The sequence below is a fragment of the Streptomyces sp. AA1529 genome, assembly GCF_000280905.1.
In the GTDB taxonomy this organism is placed as follows: domain Bacteria; phylum Actinomycetota; class Actinomycetes; order Streptomycetales; family Streptomycetaceae; genus Streptomyces.
Genome location: NZ_ALAP01000042.1, coordinates 1 through 15395, shown reverse-complemented (window position 1 = coordinate 15395; position 15395 = coordinate 1). Strand labels below are relative to the sequence as shown.

At 71.8% G+C, this 15395-nt stretch carries 15 protein-coding genes; 14 read left to right on the top strand and 1 reads right to left on the bottom strand.

Features of this window, described 5'->3' with window-relative positions; genetic code table 11:
* Positions 1-58 precede the first annotated feature (58 nt).
* Genes A949_RS0112735 through prcA form a run of 4 tightly spaced genes read left to right on the top strand, consistent with a single transcriptional unit; the run spans position 59 to position 2484 of the window.
* Positions 59-277, top strand: coding sequence for a ubiquitin-like protein Pup (locus tag A949_RS0112735; protein WP_019356397.1), 219 nt, complete (start codon positions 59-61; stop codon positions 275-277).
* Between the two features lie 20 nt (positions 278-297).
* Positions 298-894: an endonuclease domain-containing protein gene (locus A949_RS39510; protein ID WP_026004596.1), complete on the top strand. Its 597-nt coding sequence runs from the start codon at positions 298-300 to the stop codon at positions 892-894.
* A complete protein-coding gene (prcB, locus tag A949_RS0112725) occupies positions 846-1691 on the top strand; it encodes a proteasome subunit beta (RefSeq protein WP_026004595.1) in 846 nt (281 codons plus the stop codon). Before A949_RS39510 ends, prcB begins: the two co-directional genes overlap by 49 nt.
* A gap of 34 nt (positions 1692-1725) precedes the next feature.
* Positions 1726-2484 carry a proteasome subunit alpha gene (gene prcA / locus A949_RS0112720; RefSeq protein WP_019356395.1) on the top strand — a complete coding sequence of 253 codons (759 nt, stop codon included), beginning with the start codon at positions 1726-1728 and terminating at the stop codon, positions 2482-2484.
* Between the two features lie 200 nt (positions 2485-2684).
* On the opposite strand, the gene A949_RS0112715 is transcribed toward prcA, so the two are convergent.
* Complete coding sequence (locus A949_RS0112715) at positions 2685-3929, bottom strand: LacI family DNA-binding transcriptional regulator (RefSeq protein WP_019356394.1); 1245 nt, start codon at positions 3927-3929, stop codon at positions 2685-2687.
* An 85-nt stretch (positions 3930-4014) separates the two neighbouring features.
* On the opposite strand from A949_RS0112715, the gene A949_RS0112710 reads away from it, so the two are divergent.
* The 10 genes from A949_RS0112710 to A949_RS33240 all read left to right on the top strand — a co-directional run.
* Positions 4015-5421 carry an MFS transporter gene (locus tag A949_RS0112710; protein WP_019356393.1) on the top strand — a complete coding sequence of 469 codons (1407 nt, stop codon included), beginning with the start codon at positions 4015-4017 and terminating at the stop codon, positions 5419-5421.
* A 9-nt stretch (positions 5422-5430) separates the two neighbouring features.
* Positions 5431-6792, top strand: coding sequence for a Pup--protein ligase (gene pafA, locus A949_RS0112705; protein ID WP_019356392.1), 1362 nt, complete (start codon positions 5431-5433; stop codon positions 6790-6792).
* Between the two features lie 187 nt (positions 6793-6979).
* Complete coding sequence (locus A949_RS0112700; protein ID WP_019356391.1) at positions 6980-7966, top strand: FKBP-type peptidyl-prolyl cis-trans isomerase; 987 nt, start codon at positions 6980-6982, stop codon at positions 7964-7966.
* Between the two features lie 58 nt (positions 7967-8024).
* Positions 8025-8399 carry an FKBP-type peptidyl-prolyl cis-trans isomerase gene (locus tag A949_RS0112695; RefSeq protein ID WP_019356390.1) on the top strand — a complete coding sequence of 125 codons (375 nt, stop codon included), beginning with the start codon at positions 8025-8027 and terminating at the stop codon, positions 8397-8399.
* Positions 8400-8520: 121 nt separating this feature from the next.
* Positions 8521-9531: a helix-turn-helix transcriptional regulator gene (locus A949_RS0112690; protein ID WP_019356389.1), complete on the top strand. Its 1011-nt coding sequence runs from the start codon at positions 8521-8523 to the stop codon at positions 9529-9531.
* A 14-nt stretch (positions 9532-9545) separates the two neighbouring features.
* Positions 9546-10571 carry a helix-turn-helix transcriptional regulator gene (locus A949_RS0112685; RefSeq protein ID WP_019356388.1) on the top strand — a complete coding sequence of 342 codons (1026 nt, stop codon included), beginning with the start codon at positions 9546-9548 and terminating at the stop codon, positions 10569-10571.
* 32 nt (positions 10572-10603) lie between these two features.
* Positions 10604-10846 carry a hypothetical protein gene (locus tag A949_RS0112680; RefSeq protein ID WP_019356387.1) on the top strand — a complete coding sequence of 81 codons (243 nt, stop codon included), beginning with the start codon at positions 10604-10606 and terminating at the stop codon, positions 10844-10846.
* A gap of 218 nt (positions 10847-11064) precedes the next feature.
* The gene (gene tatA / locus A949_RS0112675; protein ID WP_026004594.1) at positions 11065-11349 is read left to right on the top strand and encodes a Sec-independent protein translocase subunit TatA; all 285 of its coding nucleotides are present in this window, start codon (positions 11065-11067) and stop codon (positions 11347-11349) included.
* Positions 11350-11454: 105 nt separating this feature from the next.
* Positions 11455-12417, top strand: coding sequence for a twin-arginine translocase subunit TatC (gene tatC / locus A949_RS0112670; protein WP_019356385.1), 963 nt, complete (start codon positions 11455-11457; stop codon positions 12415-12417).
* Positions 12418-12576: 159 nt separating this feature from the next.
* Positions 12577-15395, top strand: a 2819-nt coding sequence (locus A949_RS33240; protein ID WP_019356384.1) for a DEAD/DEAH box helicase, incomplete at its 3' end; no start/stop codon positions are given.

The window sequence follows — 15395 nt, the reverse complement described above, 5'->3', positions numbered from 1 at the left end:
TGTAGGGTCTGATCTTGTACGTTCCGCGTACACCACCGAACCGAGCGGGGTGAGGGATATGGCGACCAAGGACAGCGGCGGCGGACAGCAGAAGTCCACACGTCACACCGAGGAGACCGAGGAGGAGACCCAGGACGCACAGGTCTCCGAGGATCTCAAGGAACGCCAGGAGGCACTCTCCGACGACGTGGACTCCGTACTGGACGAAATCGACGACGTGCTCGAGGAGAACGCGGAGGACTTTGTGCGTTCCTTTGTCCAAAAGGGTGGGCAATGAATTCCCCTTCAAAGTGAAGGGTGATCCTCGTGGAGGAAGCGGAAACCAAGCACTGTCCGCGTTGTGAGCGTTGCCCGTCCCCGGCGGCGTCCGGGCGTCACCGGGTGCGGGCCGACGGTTCGCAGGACTACTGCCGCCCGTGTGCCCGTGCGTACACGGAGCAGGGGGACGGGCGGAAGCGGCGTGCGCTGAAGTACCCCCGGGTGCCGACTGGTTCCCAACCGCGCCGTTCATGCGGGGAGGCGAAGTCGTCCGGCGAGCGGCATCGCGATGCGACCGCTGCGGATGGCCTCTTCACCCGGTGCAGAAAGCGCCGAGCAGTTGACGGACGGTCCGGACACCTCGGACGCACCTACGGTATGACCGTCGAGCAGAGCCGGAGTCTGCTGGACGGCCGGTTCGGCAACTGCCCGAGCTGTCCCGGGTCCGCTCCTGAGCATGTGGACCACGATCATGAGACGGGTAGGGTCCGGGGCGTACTGTGCTTCAGCTGCAATGCCGCACTGGGGCAGTTCAGGGATCGGCCGGACGTCATGCGGCGTGCGGCAGCCTACGTGGAAGGAAACGTGTGGAAGCCGAAATTCGTAGCACCGGGCGTCTACCTGCTGCCTTCCTGACGCCAGGGTCGTCGTCGTTCATGGATTTCCTGTCCGACCACGCGCCGGAGCAGTTGCCGGGAAGCCGGCCGCTGCCTCCCGTGGAGGGCGCCGTGCAGGCGCCGCACGGCACCACGATCGTGGCAGCGACCTTCGCGGGCGGTGTGGTGCTGGCCGGGGACCGGCGGGCGACGATGGGCAACGTCATCGCGCAGCGGGACATCGAGAAGGTCTTTCCCGCCGACGAGCACTCCGCCGTGGGTATTGCGGGCACCGCGGGGCTGGCGGTGGAGATGGTGAAGCTGTTCCAGCTGGAGCTGGAGCACTTCGAGAAGGTGGAGGGCTCCACCCTCTCGCTGGAGGGCAAGGCCAACCGGCTCTCCACGATGATCCGCGGCAATCTGGGCATGGCGATGCAGGGGCTGGCCGTGGTGCCGCTGTTCGCCGGCTTCGATCAGGACCGCGGTGCGGGCCGGATCTTCTCCTACGACGTGACCGGCGGCCGCTCCGAGGAGCTGGGCTTCGCCGGGGTCGGCTCCGGCTCGGTCTTCGCCCGCGGCTCGCTCAAGAAGCTCTACCGGGAGGAGATGACCCAGGAGCAGGCCGCGACCGTGGTCCTCCAGGCGCTCTACGACGCCGCCGACGACGACTCGGCCACCGGTGGTCCGGACATGACGCGCCGCATCTACCCGGTGGTGGTGACCATCACGGAGGACGGGTACCGCAGGCTGGGCGAGGAGGAGGTCTCCGGGCTGGCGCAGACGGTGCACGACGGCCGCCTCCGGCTGCCCAACGGGCCGCAGGCCCCCGTCTCCTAGAGCACTCATTCGGACAGGAAGGGACGGATAGCCGGTGTCGACGCCGTTCTATGTGTCACCCCAGCAGGCGATGGCGGACCGCGCCGAATACGCCCGCAAAGGCATCGCGCGCGGACGCAGCGTGGTCGTTTTGCAGTACGCGGACGGCATCGTCTTCGTCGCCGAGAACCCCTCCCGCGCGCTGCACAAGGTCAGTGAGATCTACGACCGGATCGCCTTCGCCGCGGTCGGCAAGTACAACGAGTTCGAGAACCTGCGGATCGGCGGTGTCCGCTACGCCGACCTGCGCGGCTACACCTACGACCGCCAGGACGTCACGGCGCGCGGGCTGGCCAATGTGTACGCCCAGACCCTGGGCACGATCTTCTCGGCGAACGCGGAGAAGCCCTACGAGGTCGAGCTGATCGTCGCCGAGGTGGGCGCGGCTCCCGAGGACGACCAGATCTACCGTCTGCCGCACGACGGGTCGATCGTCGACGAGCACGGCTCGGTCGCGGTCGGCGGCAACTCGGACCAGATCGGCAGCTACATGGACCAGCGGCACCGGGAGGGAATGTCGCTGGGCGAGGCCCTCAAGCTCGCTGTCGAGGCGCTCAAGCGGGACAGCAACGGCGGTGAGCGGACGCTGACCGCCGAGCAGCTGGAGGTGGCCGTCCTGGACCGTGAGCGTTCCCAGCGGCGCAAGTTCAAGCGCGTCCCGGCCGGGCAGGTGGCCCGTCTTCTGGAGGAGACCCCTGTCCCGGAGGCCACCGGCGAGGCGGAGGGCGAAGCCGAGGGCGGCGAGGAGGAGTAGTCCCCGGTCCTGCTCCGCCCCGCGGCTGCCCGGAAGGGTGACCGCGGGGCGGAGCAGGGCTGCGCGGGTCTGCCGGGGCGGGCGCGTCCTTCCGCGCGGGCCGGGGCGCCCGCGGAACGGTCCCGGGTCCGGTCGGGGCCCTGCGGCCCGGAGCGCCGAGCGGCCGACGGACCAGGTCGCGTGTCCCGGACTCCCGGTGGCTAACGCGGCCCGGGGGACCGGGAGGGGCCCCGGGGAGCCGGGGTGCGGGCGGGGCCGGTGGAACCGCGTGCCACCAGCCGCACCGGCAGCCGCACGGCTTCCGGCTCCCGGCCCTCCAGGATGTCCAGCAGGGTCCGCATGCCCGCGGCTCCCACCCGTTCGGCGGGCAACCGGACGGTCGTCAGCTCCGGTTCCACGGCGGTCGCCAGGGCCAGGTCGTCGAACCCGGTCACCGAGACGTCGTCCGGCACCCGCAGTCCGAGCCGCCGCGCGGCCTTCAGCGCCCCGGCGGCGAGCAGATCGTCGTCGCACACCAGTGCCGTCGGCGGCCCCTCGCCGCCCTCGCCCGACGGTCCGGGCACGTCCCCGGCGGTCCGGCGGGCACCGCTCGCGTCCGCCGCGCCGTTCGGGTGCGCCGTCAGCGCCCGGGTCGCCGCTTCCAGCCCGCCCGGCACGCCGAGTGCCCCGCGCTGCGTGTGCACCAGGGCGGCGCCGCCTGCGGTCAGCTCCGCGCGCAGCGCCCGCGCCCGTTCCGCGAAGGTCCAGGAGTCCACGTCGGCGGCGATGTGGGCGATCCTGCGGTGGCCGAGCCCGAGCAGGTGGGCCACCACCTGCCGCATGCCGTCGGCGAGGTCGACGTTCACGGTGGCGTCGCGGGTCCGCTCGTCGCTGTCCAGCATCACCACGGGCAGTCCCTCGCCGCGCAGCGCCGCGAGGGCTTCGGGTGCCATGGAGGAGGCGATGACGCCGTCGAGTGCGGTGCGGGCCGAGGCGAAGGGGTCGGGGGCGGCGTCGATCCCCTCGGGGGAGGGGTAGAGGACGATGCCGAAGTCGTGGGCTCTGGCGACTTCGGCCGCCCCGCGGTGCACGGTGGCGAAGAACTCGTTGGTCAGCGCCGGCACCACCAGGAGCGCGGTGCGGGTGCGGCCGAGGCGCAGGGTGCGGGCTGCCAGGTTGGGGCGGTAGCCGAGCTCGCGGGCCGCGGCCCGGACGGCCTCGGCGGTCCGGGCGGACACCCTGCCCTCCCATTTGCCGCCGAGCACCAGCGAGACCGTGGCCTGTGAGACGCCTGCCGCGCCGGCGACGTCGTGCCCGGTGGGCCGGTTCCGGCCATGGTCCAGGTCCGCGGCGGGCCGCCGCGCGGCGTCCCGGTCGGGTGCACCGCGGCGGGAGGCGCCGTCTGCCCCCGCGGGCCGCCCTCCGGTGTCGCGCTCGTGGCCGGCTGCCGACTGCTGTCCTGGCACGGAAAACTCCTTCACCGCCGCTGCCTGGGCATGGTACGTATAGCGCGGTAGTTATACGTAAAACGAGAGCGGTGGGGTGGGGCGGATGGCGACGGGATACGCCGATGTGCTGCGGGCCGGACACGCGGTGCGGCTGCTGGCGGGGACGCTGGTGGGCAGGCTGCCGAACGCCACGGGTCCGATCGCCATCGCGCTGTTCGTCCGCGCCGAGGGCGGCAGCATGGCCCTCGCGGGGGCGCTGTCCGCGGGATACGGCCTCGCCACCGCGTTCGGGCAGCCGATGCTGGGGCGGCTGGTGGACCTGTTCGGACAGCCGCGGGTGATGCTGCCCGCAGCGGCGGCGTCCGCCGCGGGCGCGGGCACGCTGGCGCTGGCGGGGATCGGCTCGCTGCCGCTCGCCCTCGGGTGCGTGCTGGTCTTCGGCCTGTTCACCCCGCCCCTGGAAGGCGGGCTGCGGGCGCTGTGGCCCAGCGTGCTGCGGCGCGAGGAGCAGGTGCACACCGCCTACGCGCTGGACGCGGTCGCCCAGGAGGTGATGTTCGCGGTGGGCCCGCTGCTGGTGACGCTGCTGGTCGCCGGGTGGAGCGAGGCCGCGGCGCTGCTGGTGGTCAACGGCCTGGGGCTGCTGGGCGCCGTCTCGGTGGTCCTCTCCCCGCCGTCCCGCCGCTGGCGCTCCGCACCGCGCAAGCCGCACTGGCTGGGGGCGCTGCGTTCGCCGGGGCTGAAGGTGCTGCTGGCTTCGTTCTTCTTCGTGGGGCTGGCGCTGGGGACCTTCGCGCTGGCCGCGGTCTCCTACGCCGACGACCACTCCGACAAACTGATCTCCACCTATCTGCTGGCGGCCCAGGGCACGGGAGCACTCGTGGGCGGGATCAGCTACGGCGCCCGCCGCTGGCCGGGCAGCCACGAGGGGCGGCTGCGGGTACTGGTGGGCCTCTTCGCGCTGGGCAACCTGCCGCTGGCGCTGGTGCCGGGAACTCCGGTGATGGCGGTGCTGGGCGCGCTCTCCGGGCTCTTCCTGGCCCCGTCCCTGGCGTGTGCCTTCGTGGTGGTGGACCGGCACGCCCCGTCGGGGACGGTGACCGAGGCGTTCTCCTGGCTGGTGACGACGTTCGGGGTGGGCGCCGCTGCGGGCACGGCGGCGGTCGGCCCGGTCATCGAGCGGGGCGGCACGGGGGCGGGCTTCGCGCTGGCCGGGGCCGGCGGGGTGGCGGCGGTGGCCGTCGTCGTGGCGGCGCGGCGGATCCTGGCACCCCCGGAGGGTCCGCCGTCCGCCGGTGCGGTGGTGTCCGGCGGGGCGTCCGCCGCATCCGCGCCGGCGTGGCCGGCCGAGGTGCAGGCCGCACCGGCACCGCTGGGCGCGGCCCCGCACAGCGGGGCCCGGACGGGGGAGCCGGGTACCGCGGGCGCGCCTCCGGAACGCCTGCCAGGTGCGGAAACTGATCGGAACGGCTGCGGCGAACCCGGTTTCAGATCCTTCCCGCAGGCGTAATGTTCAGGCATGGACCGCCGAATCTTCGGGCTGGAGAACGAGTACGGCGTCACATGTACGTTCCGGGGCCAGCGCCGGCTGTCCCCCGACGAGGTGGCGCGGTACCTCTTCCGCCGTGTTGTGTCATGGGGCCGCAGCAGCAATGTGTTTCTGCGGAACGGCGCGCGCCTCTACCTGGACGTGGGTTCGCACCCGGAGTACGCCACTCCCGAGTGCGACAACGTGACCGAGCTGGTCACGCACGACAAGTCGGGTGAGCGCATTCTCGAGGGCCTCCTCGTCGATGCCGAGCGCCGGCTGCACGAGGAGGGGATCGCGGGCGACGTCTATCTCTTCAAGAACAACACCGACTCGGCGGGCAACTCCTACGGGTGCCACGAGAACTATCTGGTGGCCCGGCACGGGGAGTTCTCCCGGCTCGCCGACGTGCTCATCCCGTTCCTGGTGACGCGGCAGCTGGTGTGCGGCGCGGGCAAGGTGCTGCAGACCCCGCGCGGTGCGGTCTACTGCGTCAGCCAGCGTGCCGAGCACATCTGGGAGGGCGTCAGCTCGGCGACCACCCGTTCGCGGCCGATCATCAACACCCGGGACGAGCCGCACGCGGACGCCGAGCGATACCGCAGGCTGCACGTGATCGTCGGTGACTCCAACATGTCGGAGACGACGATGCTGCTCAAGGTCGGTGCCACCGATCTGGTGCTGCGCATGATCGAGGCGGGCACGGTGATGCGGGACCTGACGCTGGAGAACCCGATCCGGGCGATCCGCGAGGTCAGCCACGACATCACGGGCCAGCGCAAGGTGCGGCTTGCCAGCGGCCGGGAGGCGTCCGCGCTGGAGGTGCAGCAGGAGTACTTCGACAAGGCGCTGGACTTCTGCGACCGGCGCGGCATCCGCACCGGCCGGGTCGAGCAGGTGCTGGAGCTGTGGGGGCGGGCCCTGGAGGCGGTGCGCACCCAGGAGCTGGACAAGATCAACACTGAGATCGACTGGGTGATGAAGTACCAGCTCATCGAGCGGTACCGGAACAAGAACAACATCACCATGTCGCACCCGCGGATCGCCCAGATAGATCTCGCCTACCACGACATCCACCGCCGCCGCGGTCTCTACTACCTGCTGGAGCGCAGCGGCAGAGCCGCCCGGATCTGTGACGACGTCAAGATCTTCGAGGGCAAGTCGGTGCCGCCGCAGACCACCCGGGCCCGGCTGCGCGGCGACTTCATCCGCAGGGCCCAGGAGCAGCGCCGGGACTTCACCGTCGACTGGGTGCATCTCAAGCTGAACGACCAGGCGCAGCGCACGGTGCTGTGCAAGGACCCGTTCAGGTCGGTGGACGAGCGGGTGGAAAAGCTGATCGCGGGCATGTGACGGTTGCCCCGCGCGGCGGCCGCGAGCGTCGCCGAGGGCGGTCCCGGGCTGCGGGGCCGCCCTCGGCGTGTGTCAGCGTGAGTTGACCACCGGCGTGCGGTGCCGTGTCGTGGGCGGTGGCAGCCTCGTTGCTGGGTCGTAGGCTGTCATCTCCGCAGGACCATCCCTATACCCGTGAGTGGGACTCATGTTGTATTTCTCCGGGGGCTCGACCCCCCGTACCCCGCGAGCCTTCCGGACCCCGCGCGGGCGCGCCGCGCGTCGTACCGCTGCTCTCCTGGTCGTTCCGCTGCTGGCCGTCTCGGCGGCGGCCTGCGGGGGTGACGACAGCTCCTCCGACTCCAAGGGCAGCCCGCCGGCGGTGAGCGGATCCTGGGGGAAGAAGCCCAAGATCGAAAAGGGGGAGGGCGATCCGCCCTCCGACCTGAAGACCAAGGTGCTCAAGAGCGGCGACGGGCAGAAGGTGCGCAAGGGCGACGCCGTCAGCGCGCATTACGTGGGCCAGCTGTGGAACGGCGACGAGTTCGACAGCAGTTGGAAGCGGAAGATGCCCGCCACCTTCCAGATCGGCACCGGCAAGGTCATCAAGGGCTGGGACGAGGCACTGGTCGGCAAGAAGACCGGCAGCCGCGTCGAGATCGTCGCCCCGCCGGACAAGGCGTACGGCAAGAAGGGGCAGCCGCCGACGATCCCCGGCAACTCCACGCTGGTCTTCGTCGTCGACCTGGAGAAGATCGCCCCCGGCGAGATCGACGGCAAGCCGGTGGACAAGCCGCAGAACCCGCAGCTTCCCGAGGTGAGCACCAAGGTCGAGAAGAACAAGGCCCCCTCGATCAAGATGCCCGAGGGCAAGGACTCGGCGCCGGACAAGCTGGTCAGCGAGACCATCGTGCAGGGCAGCGGCAAGGAGGTCGGTGCGGACAGCACGATCCTGACCCACTTCACGGCCAAGGCGTGGAAGGGCGGCAAGCAGCTGGACGACACCTGGGCGCAGAACGGTGCGCCGCAGGAGATCCCCGTCGCCCAGATCCCGGGCTGGAAGGAAGGGCTCAAGGGCGTCAAGGCGGGCAGCCGCGTGGTGATCTCGGTGCCGCAGGACGAGTTCCCCAAGGAGCAGCGCAAGCAGTTCAAGGACGGGGTCGTCTTCTCGGTGGACGTGCTCGACGTGAAGTGACCGGGTCCGTGGCAGACTGGCGCGGTTGTCCCGCAGATACGTTCGTAGGAGCAATTTCGTGAGCATCGACAAGCCCGAGGTCGACTTCCCCGAGGGCGAGCCGCCCTCCGACCTGGAGATCCAGGACCTGTGGCAGGGCGACGGCCCCGAGGCCAAGGCCGGGGACAACGTCTCCGTGCACTACGTGGGCGTCTCCTTCTCCACCGGTGAGGAGTTCGACGCGAGCTGGAACCGCGGCAAGCCGCTCCAGTTCCAGCTCGGTGCCGGCCAGGTCATCGACGGCTGGGACAAGGGCGTCCAGGGCATGAAGGTCGGCGGCCGCCGCCGGCTGACCATCCCCGCGCACCTCGCCTACGGCGAGCGCGGCGCGGGCGGCGGACGGATCAAGCCGGGCGAGACGCTGATCTTCGTCTGCGACCTCGTGTCGGTCTGACCACGTCCGGTACCTCAGCCGGGAGCCCCGTCGGCCGCGGGGCTCCCGGCTTTTGCCTCGCGCCGCGCCGACGGTACGGTCGAGGGTCCAGAACAGCATCACAGAGGGCACGAGGGAACCCATGGCGATTGCCAAGGCCGAGCGGCTGATGAATCTGGCGCTGTGCCTGCTGGGGGCCCGCCGCCCGCTCACCAAGCGCGAGCTGCGCGCATCGATCGAGGCCTATGTCGAGGCCTTCGGCTCGGGCTCGGCGTCCGGCCCCGGGGACGGGGCGACCGGGACCGAGGAGTCCTTCAGCCGGATGTTCGAGCGCGACAAGGACGATCTGCGCGAGCTGGGCCTGGTCATCGACACCGTCGACAACCTCGACGGGGAGACGGGCTATGTCGCCCGCCGGGACAGCAACCGCCTGCCGCCCATCACCCTGGACGCCGCCGAGGCCACCGCGCTCGGCCTCGCGGCCCGGGTCTGGCAGCAGGCCCGGCTCGCCGCCGCGGCCAGCGGGGCCCTGCAGAAGCTGCACGCCGCCGGCGGGATGCCGCCCGGCGCACTGCCCGAGCAGGGCGGGGAGCGGCAGCTCAGCACCCTGGAGCCGCACATTCCCGCGCGGGAGGCCGCGTTCGAGCCGCTGATGCTGGCGTGCCGCGACCGCCGCCCCGTCGTCTTCGACTACCGCAAGTCCAACGCGGCCCGCTCCGAGAAGCGCCAGGTCGAGCCCTGGACCCTGGAGTGCTGGCGCGGGCACTGGTATCTGGCCGGCTGGGACCGGGAGCGGCAGGCCGAGCGGGTCTTCCGGCTCTCGCGGATCACCGGCCCGGTCCGCTCCCGGACCGCGGCCTTCACCGCCGAGGTACCCGATCAGGTGACGGTGCGCGAGACCGTCGAGCGCTGGGCGGGGGAGGGTGCCACCAGCACGGCCCGGGTCAGGCTGCGCGCCGGAGCGGGCTATCCGCTGCGCTCCCGCGCCCTGCACACCCGGGAACTCGGCGACGGCTGGGACGAGTTGGAGATCCCGTACGGGCACGGGCTGGACGCCTGGCTGGTGGAGTTCGGACCGGACGTGGTCGTGCTGGAGCCCGCCGAGCTGCGCGCGGACGTGATCGACCGGCTGCGCGCCGTGGCGCAGGGCTGAGGGAGGAGCGGAACATGGCGGCCAACGCCATCGATCAGACCCGCAGGATGCTCTCGCTGGTCACCTATCTCAGGGACCGGCCCGGCGCCCGGGTCGAGGAGGTGGCCCGTGCCTTCGGGATCTCCGACGACGAGCTGATCTCCGACCTGAACGTGCTGCCCATGTGCGGCACCAGCTTCCGGGGCGGTGATCTGCTGGAGATCGACACCGACGGGGAGCGCATCTGGTGGCGCAACTCCGAGGCGCTGGGCAGCGACACGGCGCAGCCTCTCCGGCTCGCCGCCGACGAGGCGACGGCGCTGCTGGTCGCGGCCCGCGCCGTGGCCACGCTGCCGGGCCTGCGGGAGAGCGACCGGGAGGCGCTGCAGCGGGCCACCGCCAAGCTGGAGACGGCGGCGGGGGAGAGCGCGGGCGCCAGCTCGCGGCTCTCGGTCACCTTCGAGTCGGAAGGCGGCGTCTTCGCCGACGTGGACCGGGCCATCGCCGAGCGCCGCCGGCTGTGGATCCGGTACTACTCGCCGGCCCGGGACGAGCTGACCGAGCGCGAGGTGGACCCGATCCGGCTGTTCGCCGTCGGCCACACCTATGTCGAGGCGTGGTGCCGGCTCTCCGAGGCGCGGCGCACCTTCCGGCTGGACCGGGTCGCCGAGATCAAGCTGCTGGACGAGCGCTCGGACCCGCCGCCGATAGAGCCGCGGGACCTGAGCGCCGGCCTGGTGCAGCCCGCGGCCACCGATCCGGAGGTCGTGGTGGAGGTCGGTCCCGGTGGGCGGTGGGTCGCGGAGTACTACCCGCACGACAGCGCCGAGGAGCTGGCCGACGGTGGCCTGCGCATCACGCTGCGCACCCCCGAGCCCGCCTCGCTGCGGCGGCTGGCGCTCCGCCTGGGCGCGGACGGCCGGATCACGGCCCCGGAGGAGCTCGCCCGCAGCGCACGGGAGGCGGCGCGGCAGGCACTCGCCGCCTACGGGGCCGACGGGACCTACCGCGCCGACGGGGCCGAGGCCCAGGCCGCCCCGGCGCCGGGAGTGCCGGGCTGAGCGGGCTGCGGCGGGGGCACTAGGCTGGCTGCATGCTCTGGCCGATGTTCTTCCTGGCGCTCGCCTTCTGCGGGATCGCCGTGCTCGGGGTGCTCGCCGTACGGGTGGGGCTGGAGGTGCGGCGCTTCTCCCGGGCTGTCGGCGACAGCTCCGAGCGGATCACGCGGGCGGCGGAGAGTCTGGAGCGGGCGGCGGTGCCGCTGGCCGCGCGCACCGGCCGGGAGGCGGGGGCCGGCCGCGCCTCCGGCCGCACCCAGGGGCAGAACGAGACATAGCCGACGTACGGCCGGTCTCCGGCGCCGGATCCGGGAGCGGTAGGCTGCCAGGTGCCGCGTCGACGAGCGCCGGAGTACGCAAGCGGGCGGATGCACGGGGATTGCCTGGCGTTCACTCCGCAGGGTTACGATCGATGTCGGCACGTCCGCACGATGCAGCCAGTCCGATTCATCCGGCAGGCACGGAACACGCCGCCCCGGCGAGAAGGTAGTGGCACATGATCGCAGGTTTGAGGCCCATGGAGATCGTCCTGATCCTCCTTGTCATCCTGCTGCTGTTCGGCGCCAAGAAGCTCCCGGACATGGCCCGTTCGCTCGGCAAGTCGGCCCGGATCCTCAAGAGCGAAGCCAAGCAGATGAAGAAGGAAGGCTCCTCCGACGGCGAGGCGGACAAGTCCGGGGAGGCGCAGCAGTCGGCCCCGAAGACGATCCAGGCCGCTCCCGGCGACGTCGCGACCTCGCGCCCCGTCACCGAACCGGCGGACCAGCCCAAGCAGAGCTGAGCAGCCCGGCCGAGCCACCTGCCGTGTCCGCCGCCCGCTCCGTGGCACCGCGCCGCGGCGCGGTCCGGCAGGCCGTAACCGACACTTCGAGACCGAGGACGAGGGTTGCTCAAGTCCGCCCGGAACCAGGGTAAGCAGCAGAAGGACCCCGAGGGGCGGATGCCTCTGGCGGACCATCTGCGGGAGCTGCGCAACCGTCTGATGAAGTCGGTGCTGGCCATCCTCGTGGTCACCATCGTGGCGATGGTGTATTACAAGCAGATCGCCGATTTCCTCATGACTCCGGTGCGGGACGCGGTCGGCTGCACCAAGGGCTTCGGCGAGACCGCCGCGGAGGGCGAGACCTGCGCCGAGATCACCATCAACGGCCTGATCGCGCCCTTCACGATCATGCTGAAGGTGGCGCTGACCGCGGGTGTCGTCGTCGCCTCCCCGGTCTGGCTCTACCAGCTGTGGGGCTTTCTCGCCCCCGGCCTGCACCGCCACGAGAAGCGCTACGCGCGCTCCTTCGTGGCGGCCGGCGTGCCGCTCTTCCTCGCGGGCGCCTGCCTGGCCTACGTCCTGCTGCCCAAGGCCGCCAAGGCCCTGCTGGACTTCTCCCCGGAGAACACGGGCAACCTCATCCCGCTGGACGACTTCCTCGACATCGTCACCCGGCTGGTCATCGTCTTCGGCCTCGCCTTCGAGCTGCCGCTGCTGCTCGTACTGCTCAACTTCGGCGGAGTGCTGACCGGCAAGCGGCTGCTGGGCTGGTGGCGGGGGATGGTCGTGGGCATCACCGTCTTCGCGGCGGTCGCCACCCCGACCGGTGACCCGCTGACGATGTGCGCGCTGGCGGCCCCCATCGTGCTGCTGTACTTCAGCGCCGTGGGCATCAGCCTCTTCAACGACCGCCGCCGCAGCCGCCGCAACCCCGACGCCGGGCTCGACGACGAGGAGGCGGCCCCGCTGGACCTGACGCCGGAGGGCATCGGCACCGCCGAGGGGCTGCCCGGACCGCGTCACGACGGCGAGGACCGCCGGGACGGCGGCGGTCGCGCTCCCGGCGGCTTCGACGACGCGACCTGAGCGAGCCCGCCGCCCGCCCGAGGCCCGGCCCGTCCCGCACCCCGGCCCGCGGCGCGGTCCGTCCGCGGAGCGCCCGCACCTCGCTGACCACGGAATCCGCTGCGCGGGCCGGTAAAGATCGTGAGTCTGTCGGAGTCGGCCGGTAGGCTCGTAGACACGATGACCGAGGATCTGTCCCCCGCGGAGCGGTACGCGGCGGCACGCAAACGTGCCGCCGAGCAGGCCACCGCTCTCGCGCCCTTCCGTGACCTGTACGACTTCGCTCTGGACCCCTTCCAGATCGAGGCGTGCCAAGCCCTCGAAGCGGGAAAGGGTGTGCTGGTCGCAGCGCCGACCGGCTCCGGCAAGACCATCGTGGGCGAGTTCGCCGTCCACCTGGCCCTCACCCAGGGCCGCAAGTGTTTCTACACGACCCCGATCAAGGCGCTGTCGAACCAGAAGTTCAACGACCTCGTCAAGCGGTACGGAGCCGCCAAGGTCGGACTGCTGACGGGTGACAACAGCGTCAACTCCGAGGCCCCGATCGTCGTGATGACGACCGAGGTGCTGCGGAACATGCTCTACGCGGGCTCGAAGTCCCTGCTGGGCCTGGGCTACGTGGTCATGGACGAGGTGCACTACCTCTCGGACCGCTTCCGGGGCGCCGTCTGGGAAGAGGTGATCATCCACCTCCCGGAGTCGGTCACCCTGGTCTCGCTCTCGGCCACCGTCTCCAACGCGGAGGAGTTCGGCGACTGGCTGGACACCGTCCGCGGCGACACCCAGGTGATCGTCTCCGAGGAGCGCCCGGTGCCGCTGTGGCAGCACGTGCTGGCCGGCCGCCGGATGTACGACCTGTTCGAGGAGTCCGGCGACAAGCGTGAGGTCAACCCCGACCTGATGCGGATGGCCCGGATGGAGAACAGCCGGGTGGGCGGCGGCCGCGACCGGCGCCGGGGCGGCCGCCCCCAGCGGGAGGCCGACCGCGAGCGGGAGCGTCGGCAGCGGGCCCGGATCTGGACACCGGGCCGGCCCGAGGTGATCGACCGGCTGGACTCGGAAGGGCTGCTCCCGGCCATCACCTTCATCTTCAGCCGGGCCGGCTGCGAGGCCGCCGTCCAGCAGTGCCTCTACTCGGGACTGCGGCTGAACGACAACGCGGCGCGCGGCCGGGTCCGGGAGATCGTCGAGGAGCGCACCGCCGACATCCCGGACAAGGATCTGCACGTCCTGGGCTACTTCGAGTGGCTGGAGGGCCTGGAGCGGGGCATCGCGGCCCACCATGCGGGCATGCTGCCCACCTTCAAGGAGGTGGTCGAGGAGCTGTTCGTGCGCGGGCTGGTCAAGGCCGTCTTCGCCACCGAGACGCTCGCCCTGGGCATCAACATGCCGGCCCGCTCGGTGGTGCTGGAGAAGCTGGTCAAGTGGAACGGCGAGCAGCACGCCGACATCACCCCCGGTGAGTTCACCCAGCTGACAGGGCGTGCGGGGCGGCGCGGCATCGACATCGAGGGGCACGCGGTCGTGCTGTGGCAGCGCGGCATGGACCCCGCCGCGCTGGCGGGGCTGGCCGGTGCGCGCACCTATCCGCTGCGCTCGTCGTTCAAGCCGTCCTACAACATGGCCGTCAATCTCGTCGCGCAGTTCGGCAGGCACCGTTCGCGCGAGCTGCTGGAGACGTCCTTCGCACAGTTCCAGGCCGACCGCTCGGTGGTCGGCATCTCCCGGCAGGTGCAGAAGAACGAGGAGGGCATGGCGGGCTACCGCGCCTCCATGACCTGCCATCTGGGGGACTTCGAGGAGTACGCGCGGCTGCGCCGGGAGCTGAAGGACCGCGAGACGGAGCTGGCCAAGCAGGGCGCCAACCAGCGCCGGGCGCAGGCCGCAGCGGCCCTGGAGAAGCTCAGGCCGGGCGATGTCATCCATGTGCCCACCGGGAAGTACGCGGGGCTGGCGCTGGTGCTGGACGCCGGGGTGAGCGGCGGCCGCGGCCCGGGAGCGCGCAGGGGGTACGACGGGAGCGCCGGCCAGGAGGGGCCGCGGCCGCTCGTCCTGACGGCGCAGCGGCAGGTCAAACGGCTCGGTCCGATCGACTTCCCGGTGCCGGTCGAGCCGCTGGAGCGGATGCGCGTCCCCAAGTCCTTCAACGCGCGCAGCCCGCAGTCCCGCCGGGATCTGGCCTCCGCCCTGCGGAGCAAGGCGGGCCACCACGTGCCCGAGCGGCATCGCAAGCAGCGTTCGGCCGCCGCCGACGACCCGGAGATCGAGCGGCTGCGCACGGAGATCCGCCGGCACCCCTGCCACGGCTGCGACGAGCGGGAGGACCACGCCCGGTGGGCCGAGCGCTACACCCGGCTGCGCCGCGACACCCGCCAGCTGGAGCGCCGCATCGAGGGCCGTACGAACACCATCGCCCGCACCTTCGACCGGGTGTACGCGCTGCTCTCCGAGCTCGGCTACCTCTCCGGCGACCAGGTCACCGAGGACGGCCGGGTGCTGGCCCGGCTCTACGGCGAGCTCGACCTGCTGGCCTCGGAGTGCCTGCGCGAGGGCGTGTGGGAGGGGCTGCCCCCCGCCGAGCTGGCCGCCTGTGTCTCCGCGCTGGTGTTCGAGGCCCGCAACAACGACGACGCGCTGCCTCCCAAGCTGCCCGGCGGCCGGGCCCGTGCCGCGCTGGGGGAGATGGTGCGGATCTGGGGGCGGCTGGACGCGCTCGAGGAGGAGCACCGGATCACCGCCACCGAGGGCGTCGGCCAACGCGAGCCCGACCTGGGCTTCGCCTGGGCGGCCTTCCGCTGGGCGGACGGCTACGGACTCGACGACGTGCTGCGCGAGGCCGACATGCCCGCCGGTGACTTCGTGCGCTGGTGCAAGCAGGTCATCGACGTCCTGGGCCAGTTGGCCGCCGCGGCGCCGGACGGCGGCACGGTGCCCCGGAACGCACGCAGGGCGATCGAGGGCATGCTGCGCGGCGTGGTCGCGTACACCAGCGTGCGCTG

What these genes read in the sequence shown, in the direction of transcription:
- pafA (WP_019356392.1), top strand. Translation starts at nt 5,431, where the DNA reads ATGGACCGCCGAATCTTCGGGCTGGAGAACGAGTACGGCGTCACATGT.
- A949_RS0112710 (WP_019356393.1), top strand. Translation starts at nt 4,015, where the DNA reads ATGGCGACGGGATACGCCGATGTGCTGCGGGCCGGACACGCGGTGCGG.
- A949_RS0112735 (WP_019356397.1), top strand. Translation starts at nt 59, where the DNA reads ATGGCGACCAAGGACAGCGGCGGCGGACAGCAGAAGTCCACACGTCAC.
- tatA (WP_026004594.1), top strand. Translation starts at nt 11,065, where the DNA reads ATGATCGCAGGTTTGAGGCCCATGGAGATCGTCCTGATCCTCCTTGTC.
- A949_RS0112685 (WP_019356388.1), top strand. Translation starts at nt 9,546, where the DNA reads ATGGCGGCCAACGCCATCGATCAGACCCGCAGGATGCTCTCGCTGGTC.
- A949_RS0112690 (WP_019356389.1), top strand. Translation starts at nt 8,521, where the DNA reads ATGGCGATTGCCAAGGCCGAGCGGCTGATGAATCTGGCGCTGTGCCTG.
- A949_RS0112700 (WP_019356391.1), top strand. Translation starts at nt 6,980, where the DNA reads ATGTTGTATTTCTCCGGGGGCTCGACCCCCCGTACCCCGCGAGCCTTC.
- A949_RS0112680 (WP_019356387.1), top strand. Translation starts at nt 10,604, where the DNA reads ATGCTCTGGCCGATGTTCTTCCTGGCGCTCGCCTTCTGCGGGATCGCC.